At 65.6% G+C, this 15,860-nt stretch carries 16 protein-coding genes; 9 read left to right on the plus strand and 7 right to left on the minus strand.

The genetic code is table 11. The features are described from left to right. Positions 1-47: 47 nt before the first annotated feature. On the minus strand, positions 48-734 hold the full coding sequence (locus AC07XB_RS28165; RefSeq protein WP_006158053.1) for a response regulator: 687 nt from the start codon (positions 732-734) through the stop codon (positions 48-50). Between the two features lie 298 nt (positions 735-1,032). Between AC07XB_RS28165 and recA the strand changes: the two genes are divergently transcribed. The 8 genes from recA to AC07XB_RS28205 all read left to right on the plus strand — a co-directional run bounded on the left by recA (position 1,033) and on the right by AC07XB_RS28205 (position 9,786). Then, positions 1,033-2,106 (plus strand): recombinase RecA, encoded by a 1,074-nt coding sequence (recA, locus tag AC07XB_RS28170; protein WP_150991883.1) that lies wholly within the window; start codon positions 1,033-1,035, stop codon positions 2,104-2,106. Positions 2,107-2,273: 167 nt separating this feature from the next. Continuing rightward, positions 2,274-2,741 (plus strand): recombination regulator RecX, encoded by a 468-nt coding sequence (gene recX, locus AC07XB_RS28175; protein WP_183034509.1) that lies wholly within the window; start codon positions 2,274-2,276, stop codon positions 2,739-2,741. Between the two features lie 338 nt (positions 2,742-3,079). Continuing rightward, positions 3,080-3,754 carry a DUF2889 domain-containing protein gene (locus tag AC07XB_RS28180; protein ID WP_492830780.1) on the plus strand — a complete coding sequence of 225 codons (675 nt, stop codon included), beginning with the start codon at positions 3,080-3,082 and terminating at the stop codon, positions 3,752-3,754. Positions 3,755-3,823: 69 nt separating this feature from the next. Beyond that, positions 3,824-4,990 (plus strand): ADP-forming succinate--CoA ligase subunit beta, encoded by a 1,167-nt coding sequence (gene sucC, locus AC07XB_RS28185; RefSeq protein WP_043343899.1) that lies wholly within the window; start codon positions 3,824-3,826, stop codon positions 4,988-4,990. A gap of 81 nt (positions 4,991-5,071) precedes the next feature. Further along, entirely contained in the window at positions 5,072-5,953 is an 882-nt protein-coding gene (gene sucD / locus AC07XB_RS28190) for a succinate--CoA ligase subunit alpha (RefSeq protein WP_043343904.1), read from the plus strand. Positions 5,954-6,259: 306 nt separating this feature from the next. Next, the gene (locus AC07XB_RS28195) at positions 6,260-6,955 is read left to right on the plus strand and encodes a TerC family protein (protein ID WP_006158059.1); all 696 of its coding nucleotides are present in this window, start codon (positions 6,260-6,262) and stop codon (positions 6,953-6,955) included. A 405-nt stretch (positions 6,956-7,360) separates the two neighbouring features. Next, positions 7,361-7,810, plus strand: coding sequence for a pilin (locus AC07XB_RS28200; protein ID WP_492830790.1), 450 nt, complete (start codon positions 7,361-7,363; stop codon positions 7,808-7,810). Between the two features lie 104 nt (positions 7,811-7,914). Further along, entirely contained in the window at positions 7,915-9,786 is a 1,872-nt protein-coding gene (locus AC07XB_RS28205; RefSeq protein WP_492830781.1) for a Wzy polymerase domain-containing protein, read from the plus strand. Positions 9,787-9,812: 26 nt separating this feature from the next. Here the strand turns inward: AC07XB_RS28205 and AC07XB_RS28210 are convergent, their stop codons facing one another. The 3 genes from AC07XB_RS28210 to moaC all read right to left on the minus strand — a co-directional run bounded on the left by AC07XB_RS28210 (position 9,813) and on the right by moaC (position 11,628). Beyond that, entirely contained in the window at positions 9,813-10,283 is a 471-nt protein-coding gene (locus AC07XB_RS28210) for a hypothetical protein (protein WP_492814257.1), read from the minus strand. 174 nt (positions 10,284-10,457) lie between these two features. Then, the gene (locus AC07XB_RS28215; RefSeq protein ID WP_492830782.1) at positions 10,458-10,910 is read right to left on the minus strand and encodes a hypothetical protein; all 453 of its coding nucleotides are present in this window, start codon (positions 10,908-10,910) and stop codon (positions 10,458-10,460) included. Between the two features lie 238 nt (positions 10,911-11,148). Beyond that, positions 11,149-11,628, minus strand: coding sequence for a cyclic pyranopterin monophosphate synthase MoaC (gene moaC / locus AC07XB_RS28220; protein WP_492830783.1), 480 nt, complete (start codon positions 11,626-11,628; stop codon positions 11,149-11,151). Between the two features lie 190 nt (positions 11,629-11,818). Between moaC and AC07XB_RS28225 the strand changes: the two genes are divergently transcribed. Further along, positions 11,819-13,531, plus strand: a complete 1,713-nt coding sequence (locus AC07XB_RS28225; RefSeq protein WP_492830784.1) for a M48 family metallopeptidase — start codon at positions 11,819-11,821, stop codon at positions 13,529-13,531. Between the two features lie 35 nt (positions 13,532-13,566). Here the strand turns inward: AC07XB_RS28225 and AC07XB_RS28230 are convergent, their stop codons facing one another. From AC07XB_RS28230 to AC07XB_RS28240, 3 genes are all read right to left on the minus strand, one after another. Further along, positions 13,567-14,160, minus strand: a complete 594-nt coding sequence (locus AC07XB_RS28230) for a DUF2946 family protein (protein WP_492814224.1) — start codon at positions 14,158-14,160, stop codon at positions 13,567-13,569. Between the two features lie 114 nt (positions 14,161-14,274). Continuing rightward, entirely contained in the window at positions 14,275-15,342 is a 1,068-nt protein-coding gene (locus AC07XB_RS28235) for a YheT family hydrolase (RefSeq protein ID WP_492830785.1), read from the minus strand. Positions 15,343-15,414: 72 nt separating this feature from the next. After that, entirely contained in the window at positions 15,415-15,855 is a 441-nt protein-coding gene (locus tag AC07XB_RS28240; protein WP_150991864.1) for a YybH family protein, read from the minus strand. Positions 15,856-15,860: the final 5 nt, after the last annotated feature.

The following is a 15,860-nucleotide window of genomic DNA, read 5'->3' on the forward strand; positions in this document are numbered from 1 at the left end:
GGAAACGGCGCTGATGCCGATCCTGATTTTGATTTTAATGGCGCTTTCTAGTCGTGCGCCACGGCTGCCTGGAATTTCTCCAGGCAGTAGCCCAGCCCGCGTACCGTGGCAATGCGGATCCCGCCCACCTCGATCTTCTTGCGCAGCCGGTGCACGTAGACTTCGATGGCATTGTTGCTGACCTCTTCGCCCCATTCGCACAGGTGGTCGACCAACTGCTCCTTCGATACCAGCCGCCCGGTGCGGGTGAGCAGGATCTCCAACAGCCCGACTTCGCGCGCGGAGAGATCCAGCATCTGCTCGTTCAGGTAAGCGATGCGGCCAACCTGGTCGAAGGCCAGCGGGCCGTGGTGCGTGAGCGTGGCGCCGCCGCCGGCGCCGCGCCGCACCAGCGCGCGCACGCGGGCTTCCAGCTCGGACAGGGCGAAGGGCTTGGCCATGTAGTCATCGGCGCCCAGGTCCAGGCCCTTGACGCGCTCATCGACGCCGTCGGCCGCGGTCAGGATCAGTACCGGCAGCATGGCGCCGCGCGTGCGCAGGCGCTTGAGCACTTCCAGCCCGGGCATGCGGGGCAGGCCGAGATCGAGGATCAGGAGGTCGAAGGTCTGGGTCGAGAGCGCCGAGTCGGCTTCAACCCCACTGGCGACATGGTCGACGGCATAGCCGGAGTGACGTAATGAGCGCGTCAGGCCGTCTGCCAGCACATCGTCATCTTCGGCGATCAGAATACGCATGGTTGTCTCCACCCTGGCCCGGCTTAGTCGTCGCTTTACATCAAATGACGCGTGCGGGACTTGCCAAGCATACTGTTTTTTTATACAGTACTCGCTTGATCCGGTCGCGCAGTGAGCGGGCCGGATCGTACTGAATTTAGTAACGAACGTATTACCGGCGTTTGCCCAATGTTTGCCCCTGCTGTCAGGTTCATTGTCATCAGGAGTTCGCAGCGCGGCGCGGGTCGGGCGGTTACCCGCAAAAGCAGGCAGCGCGCCACATGCGGCCTATTTATACACCATTGACGGAAGGACGACCATGGATGACGGCAAGAAGGCGGGTGCTGGCGTAAGCGCCGAAAAGCAGAAGGCGCTGGCGGCCGCGCTGGCCCAGATCGAGAAGCAGTTCGGCAAGGGCTCGATCATGAAACTGGGCGAAGCCGACATCGACCAGGATATCCAGGTCGTGTCCACCGGCTCGCTGGGCCTGGACATCGCGCTGGGCGTCGGCGGGCTGCCGCGCGGCCGCGTGGTGGAAATCTACGGTCCGGAATCCTCGGGCAAGACCACGCTGACGCTGCAGGTCGTGGCCGAGATGCAAAAACTGGGCGGCACCTGCGCCTTTATCGATGCCGAGCACGCGCTCGACGTCAACTATGCCGGCAAGCTCGGCGTGTCTGTCGGCGACCTGCTGATCTCCCAGCCCGACACCGGCGAGCAGGCACTGGAAATCACCGACGCGCTGGTGCGCTCGGGCTCGGTCGACCTGATCGTGATCGACTCGGTGGCGGCCCTGGTGCCCAAGGCCGAAATCGAAGGCGAGATGGGCGATTCGCTGCCGGGCCTGCAGGCCCGCCTGATGAGCCAGGCACTGCGCAAGCTGACCGGCACCATCAAGCGCACCAACTGCCTGGTGATCTTCATCAACCAGATCCGCATGAAGATCGGCGTGATGTTCGGCTCGCCCGAAACCACCACCGGCGGCAATGCGCTGAAGTTCTACGCCTCGGTGCGCCTGGACATCCGCCGCATCGGCTCGATCAAGAAGGGCGATGAGGTGATCGGCAACGAAACCAAGGTCAAGGTGGTCAAGAACAAGGTATCGCCGCCGTTCCGCGAAGCCTTCTTCGACATCCTCTACGGCCAGGGCATCTCGCGCCAGGGCGAAATCATCGACCTCGGCGTGGACGCCAAGGTCGTCGAGAAGTCGGGCGCGTGGTACAGCTACAAGGGCGAGAAGATCGGCCAGGGCAAGGACAACGCGCGTGAATACCTGCGCGAAAATCCGGACATCGCCGACGAGATCGAGAACAAGGTGCGCGAGTCGCTGGGCGTGGTCCTGATGAACGGCACGCCGGCCACCGCCGGCGCCGTGGCCACCGCCGAAGACTGAGCTTCGCTGGCCGGGGCATTCCCGGCCGCGATCCCCATCCCGGGGCGGCACGCGCAGCGACGCGCGCCGCCCCGGTTTGCATTTTCAAAGCGCATCCATATAACGCATTGATAAAGCGCATTGATAGTACGCATTGATAATGCGCGGTGTTCAAGCGCGCCTTCCCCATGGCTACCCGTCCTCCTCTCTCCCTGAAAGCCCGCGCCGTCGGCTACCTGTCGCGGCGCGAGCACAGCCGGGCGGAGCTGGCGCGCAAGCTGGCCCCGCATGCCGAGTCTCCCGAGGCACTCGAGCAATTGCTGGATGCGCTGGAGCGCGAGAACTGGCTATCCAACGCGCGCTTTGTCGACAGCCTGGTGCACCGGCGCGCGGCCCGCTATGGCGCCGCCCGCGTGATGCAGGAAGCCCGCACCCATCAGCTCGGCGGCGATCAGCTCGCCGACCTGCAGGATCGCCTGCGCGGGTCGGAGCTGGAGCGCGGCCGCGCGGTCTGGCAAAAGCGCTTCGGCACGCCGCCCGCCACGCCGGAAGACAAGGCCAAGCAGATCCGCTTTATGGTCGCCCGCGGCTTTTCCCGCTCGGTGGTGAGCCAGGTGATAAAAGGGGCGGATGAGTGGCTGGATGGCAGTGATTGACGTCCGCCGACGTGGCAGCCTCAAGTTCAAGTGATGTCGCAGTGATGTCGCGGTGATGTTACTGCCATGTCCTGCACCGGTTTCGGGCGCATACCTGCTTTGCGAGTAGGCGTATTCCGAATCTTCGCGCCTTGCTCACGCCTTGCCCATGCCTTGTGCCTTAGGCCGTTTCCGCCGCAATGCCGTGATTTTTCCGCATGCGCGGGGCTTGCCCGTCGCTCGACAATCCCCGGCAACAGCGCCGCGCGCAGTTTGTTCCCGGCCAACGTTGTCCGGCATGTTAAAATCCTGCGGTTTTCCGGCCCAGCCGTCCATTTCTCCCGCTCCTGCCTGGTGTTATGCCGCTTTCCCCGCCCGTCAATCGCGCCCTGCGTCACCGTCGTGCCATCACGGCGGAGGCTTATCTTAGGGACGACGGCCTATGGGACATCGAAGCGCGCCTGACTGACACCAAGCCGCGCGAGATTCCGCTGGCCGGCGGCGGTGTGCGCCCGGTGGGTGAGCCGCTGCACGATTTGTGGCTGCGCGTCACCATTGACCTGCGCATGAACGTCGTGGACGCCGATGCCTGTTCCGACTGGGTGCCTTATCCCGGCCAGTGCGACACCATCGGCCCGGCCTACCGCAAGCTGATCGGCCTGAACCTGATGAAGGGTTTCCGCAAGTCGGTGAAAGAGCGCCTGTCGGGCGTGGCCGGATGCACGCATTTGACCGAGCTGGCCGGCGTGTTGCCGACCACCGCGATCCAGGCATTCGCCGGCGATGTGTTCAACATTCGCGACGGCGGTGCCGAAGACACCAGTACCGAACCGCCTTACCAGTTGCACGGCTGCCATGCCCTGCATTTCGAAGGCGAGGTCGTACGCCAGTTTTACCCCCGCTGGTATGGTCACCAGCCAAAACCGAGGATCAAGACCGAAGGGTCACCGACCCCGGCGGCGCAGCCAGCGGAGGCGCTCGCCGCCCCCGCCGGCGGCGCCATGTCGCGCAGGTCAACCGGCACTTCTGGCTAAGCCAGGCCGGCCTGCAGTCCGCCGAGATTCCATCTCCACACTTTTACGCCTACCCGAAAGGAAACACGCATGAATATCCATGAGTACCAAGGCAAGGAAATCCTGCGCAAATACAATGTGCCGGTTCCGCGCGGCATCCCCGCGTTCTCGGTCGAAGAGGCCCTGAAGGCTGCTGAACAACTGGGCGGCCCGGTATGGGTCGTCAAGGCGCAGATCCACGCGGGCGGCCGCGGCAAGGGCGGCGGCGTGAAGGTGGCCAAGAGCATCGACGAGGTCAAGACCTACGCCACCAACATCCTCGGCATGACCCTGGTCACGCACCAGACCGGCCCGGAAGGCAAGAAGGTCAACCGCCTGCTGATCGAAGAAGGCGCTGACATCAAGAAGGAACTGTACGTCAGCCTGGTGGTTGACCGCGTTTCGCAAAAGGTCGCCCTGATGGCCTCCAGCGAAGGCGGCATGGACATCGAAGAAGTCGCTGCCCACAGCCCGGAAAAGATCCACACGCTGATCATCGATCCGTCGGCCGGCCTGCTCGACGCGGACGCTGACGACATCGCCCGCAAGATCGGCGTGCCCGACGCAAGCGTGGCGCAAGCCCGCCAAGCCCTGCAAGGCCTGTACAAGGCATTCTGGGACACCGACGCCTCGCTGGCTGAAATCAACCCGCTGATCCTGACCGGCGACGGCAAGGTGATCGCGCTCGACGCCAAGTTCAACTTCGACTCCAACGCCCTGTTCCGCCACCCGGAAATCGTCGCTTACCGCGACCTGGACGAAGAAGATCCGGCTGAAATCGAAGCCTCGAAGTTCGACCTGGCCTACATCTCGCTGGACGGCAACATCGGCTGCCTGGTGAACGGCGCTGGCCTGGCCATGGCCACCATGGACACCATCAAGCTGTTCGGCGGCGAGCCGGCCAACTTCCTGGACGTGGGCGGCGGTGCCACCACCGAGAAGGTGACCGAAGCCTTCAAGCTGATGCTGAAGAACCCGAACCTGAAGGCCATCCTGGTCAACATCTTCGGCGGCATCATGCGTTGCGACGTGATCGCCGAAGGCGTGATCGCTGCATCCAAGGCCGTGTCGCTGTCCGTGCCGCTGGTCGTGCGCATGAAGGGCACCAACGAAGAGATCGGCAAGAAGATGCTGGCCGACTCGGGCCTGCCCATCATCGCCGCCGATACCATGGAAGAAGCTGCCCAGAAGGTCGTGGCTGCTGCCGCGGGCAAGTAAGCCAGACGCGAACACGAACGCCAGCAGCGCGCCGGGGCCAGGCCTTCGCGCGCTGCTTTGAGCCAAGCAAAGGATTACAGCATGTCGATTCTGATTAATAAAGACACCAAGGTCATCACCCAGGGCATCACCGGCAAGACCGGCCAGTTCCACACCCGTGGCTGCCGCGACTATGCCAACGGCAAGAACTGCTTCGTTGCCGGCGTGAACCCGAAGAAAGCGGGCGAAGACTTCGAAGGCATTCCCATCTACGCAAGCGTCAAGGATGCCAAGGCATCGACCGGCGCCACCGTGTCCGTGATCTACGTGCCGCCCGCAGGCGCCGCTGCCGCCATCTGGGAAGCCGTTGACGCTGACCTGGACCTGGTGGTCTGCATCACCGAAGGCATCCCCGTGCGCGACATGATGGAGCTCAAGGACAAGATGGCCAAGGGCAACAAGAAGACCCTGTTGCTGGGACCGAACTGCCCGGGCCTGATCACGCCTGACGAGATCAAGATCGGCATCATGCCGGGCCACATCCACCGCAAGGGCCGCATCGGCGTGGTGTCGCGCTCGGGCACGCTGACCTATGAAGCAGTCGGTCAGCTGACCGCGCTGGGCATGGGCCAGTCGTCGGCAGTCGGCATTGGTGGCGACCCCATCAACGGCCTGAAGCACATCGACATCATGAAGATGTTCAACGACGATCCCGAAACGGACGCCGTGGTCATGATCGGCGAAATCGGTGGTCCGGACGAAGCCAACGCGGCTTACTGGATCAAGGAAAACATGAAGAAGCCGGTGGTTGGCTTCATCGCTGGCGTGACCGCGCCTCCGGGCAAGCGCATGGGCCACGCCGGCGCGCTGATCTCGGGCGGTGCCGACACGGCGCAAGCCAAGCTGGAAATCATGGAAGCCTGCGGTATCAAGGTCACCAAGAACCCGTCGGAAATGGCTCGCCTGCTCAAGTCGATCCTGTAAATACCGATCTGCAGCCTCCCGCCTCCGGGCGGGAAAGCTTGCCGGAGCCGGAGCGCTCGCGTGACTGCGACCGCACACCGGCTCTCCATGCCCCCGCCTCCGTGCGGGGGCATGTCATTCTGGAGTACCGTTACCTAGGGTATCTCCCAAGGTGCGCGACATGCCGATTGAAACCGAATCGAAAGCTTGATACGGTAAATCTTCATGTCTGAAGACTCAGACATCCGAAATTCCGCATGCGGCACAGTTGTTGGTGATGCAATGTGGCGTTCGAATCATAATTTAAGAAACTCGAGGAGCTTTACCGTGGAACTGCTGTCCTCCACCGCTTTCTGGATTGCGTTGGGATCCATCATCCTGACCAACATCGTGCTATCCGGCGACAACGCCGTGGTGATCGCGCTGGCCTCCCGCAACCTCCCGCCCGCCCAGCAGAAGAAGGCCATCTTCTGGGGCAGCGCCGCCGCCATCATCATGCGGGTGGTGCTCACGGTAGCCGCGGTCAAGCTGCTGAGCCTGCCGTACCTGAAGATCGTCGGCGCCATCCTGCTGGTCTACATCGGCGTGCAACTGCTCACCGGCGATGACGACGAAGAAGGCCACTCGGCCAAGGACAACATCTGGGCCGCGATCCGCACCATCCTGATCGCCGACCTGGTGATGTCGCTCGACAACGTGGTGGCCGTGGCCGCCGCAGCGCAGAAGGGGCCGGAAGGCAGCCAGCTGATGCTGCTGATCCTGGGCCTGGGCCTGTCGATCCCCCTGATCGTGTTCGGCAGCACCATCTTGCTCAAGGTCATGGACCGCTTCCCCATCATCATCGTGCTGGGCGCCGCGCTGCTGGGCTACCTGGCCGGTGAAATGCTGGTCAGCGACCCGGTGGACGCCGCGTGGTTCGAGATGCACGTGCCGCATGCTCACCTGGTGTTCGGCGTGATCGGCGCCGCGCTGGTGGTGGTGGTTGGCAAGCTGCTGAGCAGGCGAGCGCCACAGACGGCCTGATGGGCTGTGACCCGTCCTGGGACGGGTTTGTAGATGAGGTGGTGCCCCGTTCGTTGGGGCACTGCCGGACAGACGGGTGGCCCGGGAGCCGCCCGTTTTGTTTTTGGGCCGTAGCGCAGGCCACTTAGCGGATTCGGCGGTGATTTCAGTGCGGTTTCAGACTGACTTAAGCCAAAACGTAGGCTTACTGACCCGCCGCGTCATACTTAGTGACAAAATTTGCGCGGGATCAACACCCGGAAGGGCCTGAAGTGGCGAAAATTGTCACTCGCCGACGAGACATCAAGACTTGGCGGCGCTGGCACGCTAAGTGCTAAGAACGTACAGCATCACATGAAACAAGATGTTTCGATTTGTATCCAAAATTCCTTCGAGGGGTCAATCATGCAACAACGGGTTCAACAAATGAAAAAACTGGGCCGCCGAGCTCAGAAGGGCTTCACGCTGATCGAACTGATGATCGTGGTTGCTATTATCGGTATCTTGGCGGCGATTGCTATTCCCCAATATCAAGACTACGTGACGCGTAGCAAGTGGACGGAAGTGTACACAAACGTGCAGCCTCTGAAGCAGGCGATCGCTGAATGCAGTCAAACAAACAGCGGTGTGATTGCGGCTAAGTGCGACACTCTTGCACTTCTGACGGCTGCAACTGGCTACGCAGCACTTCCGGCTCCTACGAACGCTACCGTGTCTATCACGGCGGGAACTGGCGCAATTGTGATGACAGGTAAGGCAGCCTTGGCTGGCTGTGAAGTCACTTATACTCCGGATCTCACTAACTCAAACGTAATCGCGTGGCCTGCTACTGACACGGGCGCGACTGTTTGCAGCAAGTCTAAGACTGGCGTCTAAATTTAACACTGCCCTACACGAAAGCGCCTTCGGGCGCTTTTTTTTTTCCCACTCCCCAAGCTATCATCCGCCTTCTGCCCACAAGGCATAACAAGGCACCCCACATGCTGCCCTCCCGGTCAGCCATCCCTCTCAGCTTCCTCGCCGTAGCGGTCACGCTACCGCTGCTGGTCTCCCGGCACACGCTCCCCCTCGCCACCTTCTATGGCGAATGGACTTCGGCATTGCTGTTTGCGCTCGCCGTCATCGTGCTAGGCGCCTCGGTGCAGCGGCAAGGCAGGGGCACGGCCTACCAGGCGGCTGCCGCCCAGTTCCCCTGGATCATTCTCTTTCCCCTCTGGCTGATTGCCACGGGCATCACGCAAACGCTGACCGGCATGGCCGATGTGTCGGGCAGCCGGTTGCTGACTGAGCTCTCGCTGGCGCTGGGCGCCGCGGTGATGTGGGCTGCCTGGCGCCAGGGCCGTGCCGCGTCGTCCGTGGAGCGGCAGGCGATGGTGGATGTGCTGGCCATCGCCTGGCTGGTGGCCGGGTTGCTGGGCACGCTGGCGCAATGGGTGCAGGTGTTTGGCCTGGAGCCGGACACGCTGGGGATGGTGTCCACTTACTTTTACGACGATAACCGCCGTCTGTGGGGCAACCTGAACCAGCCGAACCACCAGGCTACGGTGCAAGGTATCGCGCTGGCGGCGGCTGTCTGGCTGGCGGCGCGCGGGTGGTTGCGGGTGCCGGCCTGGCTGGCGGCGGCGGTGCTGTTGGTGAGCGGGATCGTGCTGTCCGGCTCGCGCACGGGTGTGTTGCATGTGGGGCTGGCCGCGGTTTATGCGCTGGTGGCTGCCTGGATGGCGCGGGGCGGGGCGGCGTTTGGCGGTCCGGGCGACCCGGGCGGGTTCGCAGGCAGCATGCAGCGCGCCGGCCACGCCGGGCGCAACCCCATGCGGCGTCCCGCCGGGCTGGCGTTTGCCGCGGTGGCCATGGTGGTTTTGCTGCTGGTCTTGCAGCCGGCGATCAAGAGCGCTGGACAGGCGATGGACTGGCGCCTCTTCGATACCGTGGCGCAGATGCAGGGGGGCGATCAGCTCTCGTGGCGCGCCGCGATGTGGACGCACGCGTGGGCGATGTTCCGCGCCCACCCATGGCTTGGGGTGGGATGGGGTGAGTATGGCTGGGCGCAGTTCCAGCAGCTCGCGCAGGTGGGCGTGAAAGTCGAGATGTCGCTGCATGCGCACAATGCCGTGCTGGATATGCTGGCCAAGATGGGCGTGATCGGCGCGGCGGGCGTGTTCCTGAGCCTGCTGGCGTGGCTATGGCGCGTGGCGCGCCAGCGCTTGTGGCGCGGGGATGCGCGCGAGCGCGCGCAGACGGGGCTGGTGCTGACCTGGCTGGCGATGCTATGCGCGCATTCGATGCTGGAGTACCCGCTGCACTACTTGTATTTTGTGTTGCCGTTCTGCTTCATGCTGGGCTGGCTGGAGCCATCGGGGTTCGGCCGCCTGCGCGTGCCGCGCGGGTTTGCCGTGCTGGCGGGCCTGGCATTCGCCGGCGTGGCGGCAGCCATCCTGACGACCATGTGGCAGGACTACCGCCGTGCGGAGGCGCGCGAGTACGCCCGTGCCGAGCGCCGGGCCGCATTGCCGATGCCGAACTTCTGGTTCCGGCAGGCTGCCGCGTCGGACGCGATCGAGGAGGCCAGGATCACGCCGGAGAACGCCGCGCAGTTGCTTGGCGCCCATATCGCCGCGGTGCACCTGTTGCCGACCCCGACGCTGATCTCGCGCACCGCCTGGCTGATGGCGCTGACCGGCGACCCGGTGCAGGCCCGGGCGTGGCTGGAGCGCCTGCGCTTTTACTTTGCGGGGGATGAGGCTAACCAGTTCGCGGAACTTGCCCGCGCCTGCGCCGAAGTCGACGCGGCGGCGCGGCCGCGGGATTTCTGCGACTGGGTGCAGCTGCGCGCTAAACGCAAACCGGGGTGAGCCTTCCTAAGCTGCGCCGCGCCAGCTTATTGCGGGGCGTAGCCCGGGGGCGGCGGAGGCGGATAGTAATACGTTGGCGCAGCAGCCGGACGCGGGGCCGAGGCCATGCGCCCGTAGACCGGCACCCGGTTGCCGCTTGCGTACATGCATTGCACATACGCAGCGTCGTACTGGCGCTGGCTGCCATAGCCGGCATATTGGGCGTTGCCTGCCCCTACCGCCGCGCCGGTAAGCAGGCCGACACCCGCGCCCACCGCCGCGCCCGTGCCGCCATTGAAGGCCGCGCCGGCCGCCGCGCCCAGCGCGGTGCCCACCACGGCGCTGCCTACCGCGCTATTGGCGGCCGCCTGGTTGGCGGTGACGCCACCCACCTGTCCAAAGGCGAACTGGCGGCAGTTGTTGTCGTCGGCCCGGAACTGGTCGAAGTTCTTGCCGGTGCCCGGCAGCACCATCACGCTTGGGCCGCTGGGCATCACCGCGCACCCGGCCAGCACCATCGCCGCGAGCGGAAGGCTCAGCAGGATTGGCAGGCTGGGGCGGTTGAAGTGGTTAAGGACTTTCATCTCGGCACCTCGGTACTTCGGTCATCGATTATGGTCCGCGCGCGTCGGCGCGCCGCGCCGTGAGCGCTTCGGGCATTTGCCTGTCAGGCATCAGGCAAGCAGCAGGCGCTAGGCGGGTGGCTGTGCCGGCACCTTATGCCAGCCGCCGGGACAAGCCTTGATGTACGGGTAGTAGCCATCCGGCCGGGCGCAGCGATACCAAAACGCCTGCTGCTGGGGCGCGGGTGCCGCGACACCGCCGCTGTCCATGTCCATCGCGCCGTCCTCGCCCTGCTCGATGTACTGCGGCGGCGATGCAGGTACCCCGACGACCGCGGGGCCATAGGCGTAGCCGGGCGGGTAGTAGTACGGGTAGGGGTAGCCCCAGCCATAGCCGTAGCCGAACCCGGGGCCGATATAGACGCCTACGCCGCCGTGCCAGCCGCCATGCCAGCCGCCGCCGCCGTGCCATCCGCCACCACCGTGCCAGCCTCCACCGCCACCTCTTCCCGCCAGCGCGGTACCGCTCGCGCCCAGCGCCGCCAACACCAGCAAAAGCTGGCCAACCCTACGCCCGTTCATGTTGCCCACCTTGGATCGACGCGAAACGTGGTTCCGCTGGCAGCGCAGTTTGCGCCCCCTAACTGCATTGAATACCAATTTGCCGCAAGCCGCGACGCGCCGCCCTCTGGCGAAATGCGGCGTTACGCTTGTTACAGCGGAAGCGGCGCCGGCGCGGGACTGTGTCAGGATTGGTAAGAAAGGCGGCTCGCACCGGGGATGCGGATCAGGCACATGCGGCGGGTGCCGGGCAGCCTGCTCAGGTGCCCGCCACCCAATCCCCCGACTTCCCGCCATGCTTCTCCAGCAGCTTCACGTTGCCCATCACCATGCCGCGGTCCACTGCCTTGCACATGTCGTAGATGGTCAGCAGCGCCACCTGCACGCCGGTCAGCGCTTCCATTTCCACGCCGGTCTGGCCGTGGGTCTCGGTGCGCACGGTGCAGCGGATGGTGGCGCTGGCCTCGTCCATGGCGTAGTCCACCGCCACCTTGGTGAGCGAGATCGGGTGGCAGAGCGGGATCAGGTCAGCGGTGCGCTTGGTGGCCATGATGGCGGCCACGCGTGCAATGCCTAGCACGTCGCCCTTCTTGGCTGTGCCGTCGCGCACCAGCGCAAAGGTGGCGGGCAGCATGGTGATGGTGCCGGTGGCGACGGCCACGCGGTGGCTGTGCGCCTTGGCGCCGACGTCGACCATATGGGCTTGTCCGGCGGAATCGAAATGGGTGAGCTGGCTCATGGCGTGGACCTGGCGGATGCGGGGCAATGAATGCGTGACGGATGCGTTTGCCGCGCATGCCGGGGCAGGGCGTGGCAAGACCGGGCGACGCCCGATGGGAATGGCTTCCGGAGGCCGCTATCATAGCAACATGCGCACGAACCAAACGCTCGCCGGAGCGCTCTCCTCGCCTGTCCGCCAGGCGCGCCTCATGCCTTCAAGGACGCCCGTGGGCCTTGCCCGCCGTTCGCTGGCGGCGCTGGTGGCGCTGACCATCGCGCTGCCCGCCTGGCCCCAGCAGCGCCCGTTGCTCAACGACTCCACGCGTACCGCAGCGGCCGCCGCCGCAGCGGGGAGCGATAACCGCGACGGCAGCGACCAGGTCTACGACAACCTGAACCGCAGCGTGAAGGCGGGGCAGAAGTCCGATTTTGGCCTGCGCAGCAACAACACCGTGGTGGAGACCTCCGGCGTGCAGCTGCCCGACCTGGGCGATCCGTCCACCGCGTCGCTCACGCCCGACATGGAGCGGCGCCTGGGCGACCGCATCATGCGCGACATCCGGCGCGACCCGGACTACGTGTCCGATCCGCTGCTGGCCGATTACCTGAACGCGCTTGGCTATCGCCTGGTGCAGGCGGCGCGCCGGCAGAACATCTCCGGCTCCACCGGCGCTGGCACCTTTGCCACGGGGTTTGAGCTGTTCGCGGTGCGCGACCGCACCATCAACGCCTTTGCGCTGCCCGGCGGGTATATCGGCGTGCACACCGGCCTGCTGGTGCAGTCCGACACCGAGTCCGAGCTGGCCTCGGTGCTGGGCCACGAAATCGGCCACGTGATGCAGCGGCATATCGCGCGCGGCATCACCACGCAGGACCAGTCGATGTGGATCGCGCTGGCCTCGATGGTGCTGGCCGGGCTGGCCGCCACCAAGAGCGGGGACGCGGCTGCGGCGCTGGCCATGGGCGGGCAGGCGGCGGCGGTGTCCAACCAGCTGTCCTTCTCGCGCGGCGCCGAGCGCGAGGCCGACCGGGTCGGCTTCCAGATCATGACCGCTGCCGGGTTTGACCCGCAGGGCATGCCCGACTTCTTCAAGCGGCTGCAGCGCGTGATGGGGATTTCGGAAAGCTCGGTGCCGTCGTACGTGCGCACCCACCCGCTCACCTCGGAGCGCATCGCCGACATGCAGGACCGCGTGAGCCATGTGGCGGTGCGCCACGTGGCGAGCACGCCGGAGTATGAGTTCGCGCGGATGCGCGCCCGCATCCTGCAGGAAACCTCGCCTGGCGATCTGCAGAACGCGCGCGCGGCGCTGCAGACGCAACTGGCGTCGGCCTCGCCGGCGCGCCTGCCTGCGCTCCACTACGGCATCGCGTTTGCCGAGCAGCGGCTGGGCCGCAATGCCGCGGCTGAGCAGTCGCTGGCCGAAGCCCGCCGCTTGTACGGCACGATCCCGGGCGCTACCTCGGGCAGCCCCATGCTGGATGTGATGGCGATCGAGCTGGCGCGTGCCCAGGGCCGGCAGCAGGACGCGCTGAACCAGGTGGTGGCGTCGATGAGAGCGTTCCCGTTGTCGCACGCGGTGGCGTTGAGCTATGCCGCGACCTTGCTTGGCGCAGGCCGCACGGACCAGGCGGTGACCTTCCTGCGCGAGCGCACGCGCGAGGAAATCGCCCGCTCCGAGTGGTGGGACATGCTGGCGCGGGCCTATGCCGCGCAGGGCCGGCGCGTGCAGCAGCACCAGGCGCTGGCGGAGAAATACGCCGTGGATGGTGCCTACCAGGCCGCCATCGAGCAGTTGCAGATCGCACGCAAGGCGGGCGACGGCGATTTCTACACGCTGTCGGAAGTCGATGCGCGGCTGCACCAGCTGGAGCGCCAGTACCGCGAGGAAAAGCAGGACAACAAGGGCATGCCTAACTGACGCCCAGGCTCAGGCCGCCTGCTCAGGCCGTCTGCTCAGGCCGCCTGTTCTCCCGCAGGCGGTTGCGGCTGGCGCACAAAGGCGTAGCGCGCCGGCACTTCGTCCTCGGCGATCGGCTCGATCTGCACGTCGGCGCCGTTGAAATGAAACACGCCGAGATTGCCGCCGCAGGCCTCGCCGTGCCAGGTGCAGGCGCTGCTAAAGCCATCCAGGTCGTGGTCGTGCAGCAGCGCGGCTTGCGGGCCGCCAGCGCTTTCACCCTCCACCGTGCCCACCAGCACTACATTGCCGTGCTCGTCCGCATGGCAGCCGTGCAGCGTGAAGGCGCGCTGCGAGGTGGTGCGCAGCTTGCCCTGGTGCAGCCGCACGATCCACGGCGCATAGGCCAGCGACACGAACACGCGCTGCGGGCCGTTCTGGAAATACCAGCCACCGCGCTCGTCGCGCTGGTAGTTGCGCTCGATAAAGGCGATCAGCGCCTCGTGGCGGATCGGGTCGCCGGACAGGCCGTGTTGCTGGGCGTACTCGTTGCGCAGGCGCCATTGCCCGCGCCGGTCCAGCGCCAGCCAGCCGTAGCAGTTGGGTACGTTGGGCCAGCGGGCCATGGCTTGCTTGACTGTCTCATCCATTTTCGGTGCCTCCTTGCGGGACCCCCCGTGTCCGGGCATCCTGCTCGCATTCGTTCTGGTGACGCTGAGCCGCGGGTGCGGCCCGAAACAATTCCACGGCGCCAATCCACAGCGCTAAGCCACGGCGTCGAAAAACCGCAGGATGCGCGCTGGCAGCCACTCGATATGCCCAGCAAAGGGCAGCACCGGCAGCGCGCGCAGCCCATCTTCGCGCGGTGTCATGAAACCGACGTGACCACCGTGCTCGGGCTGCTCCAGCCAGACCTGCGGGCTGACATCAGCGGGACCCGGCAGGTGGCGCGCCGGCAGGAAGGGATCGTTGCGCGCGTTGAGCACCAGCGTGGGCACTTTGATTTCGCCGAGCACCGGCTTGCTGGACGCGCGCGCCCAGTAGTCATCGGTATCGCGAAAGCCATGCAGCGGCGCCGTCACGATATTGTCGAAGGCGTACAGGTCACGGCTGGCGAGCATGGCCTCGCGGTCGAACAGCCGGGGATATTGGCTCAGCTTGGCCAGCGACTTGCGTTTCAGGGTTTGCAGGAACATGCGCGTGTACAGCATGTTGAAGCCTTGCGACAGCGCCGCGCCGCCACCGGCCAGGTCCAGCGGCGCCGAGACCGATGCTGCCGCGCTGATATGCCCCGCGGCGCTGCCTTGTTCGCCCAGCAAGCGCAGCAGGGCATTGCCGCCGAGCGAAATGCCCACCACCAGCAGCTTGCGCCCGTGGCCGCAATACTGCCGGTGCAGCCGCTCCAGGATCCAGTGGAGTTCCTCGGCATCGCCCGAGTGATAGAAGCGCGGCGCCAGGTTCAGCTCGCCCGAGCAGCCACGAAAGTGCGGGATCACGCCCTGCCAGCCGCGCGCCGCCAGCGCATGCATCATGGCCTGCGCGTAGTGGCTGCCGGAGTCGCCCTCCAGGCCATGGAACATCACCAGCAGCGGGGTATCGGGCGTGACCGGGTGCGTGGTCCAGTCCAGGTCGACGAAGTCATCGTCCGGGGCGGTCCAGCGCTCGCGCTTGAAGGCCACGCGCGGCGGGCGCTGCGTGAAGCGCGCCGGAATGATAGTTTGCGCGTGGCCGCCGGCGAGCCACCAGGGCATGCGGCGGCCGCCGCCGAACGGGTCGGTGGCGCAGAGGTCGTCCGGCGCGGGCCGGTGGTGCGAAGGCGGAAGCTGGCTCATGCCTGCAAGGCGATAGGCGGTCAAGCGGCGCGGCGTGACGGGCTGGCCGGCCCGTCACGCGCGCGTCCAATCCTAGTGGAGGGCCTGGCCTGGCGCCGTGCTCACGGTCGCGACCTGGGCGGCGTTGGCCGGGCTGCAATGGATGTGCGCCAGGCGCCAGCCCTCGTGGTTCTGCATCAGCACATAGGTGGTGTGCACATAGAGGTCGGCTTCGACGCGGTCGTCGCCAAAGCGCAGGGCTTCGGTCACGTCGAAGATGGCGACGCCCATCGAGGTATGGCTGCTGGTCTCGATCACGTCGATCAGCACTGGCTGTACGTCCAGCAACTGCGCAAAGGCCTGGCGCAGGTGCTCATGGCCGATCAGGCGCTGGCCGTCCGGCATCACGCAGGTAACCGAGTCCTCATCCAGCCACAGGCGCAGCGCGCCGTCGGCATCGCGTAGCTTCATGGCCTCGCGAAAGGCTTCTACGATGTCTTCGGCGGAATCGAACAGGCGGGCAAAACGAGGCATGGTGG

It is taken from the genome of Cupriavidus sp. GW821-FHT02F09 (assembly GCF_059421605.1).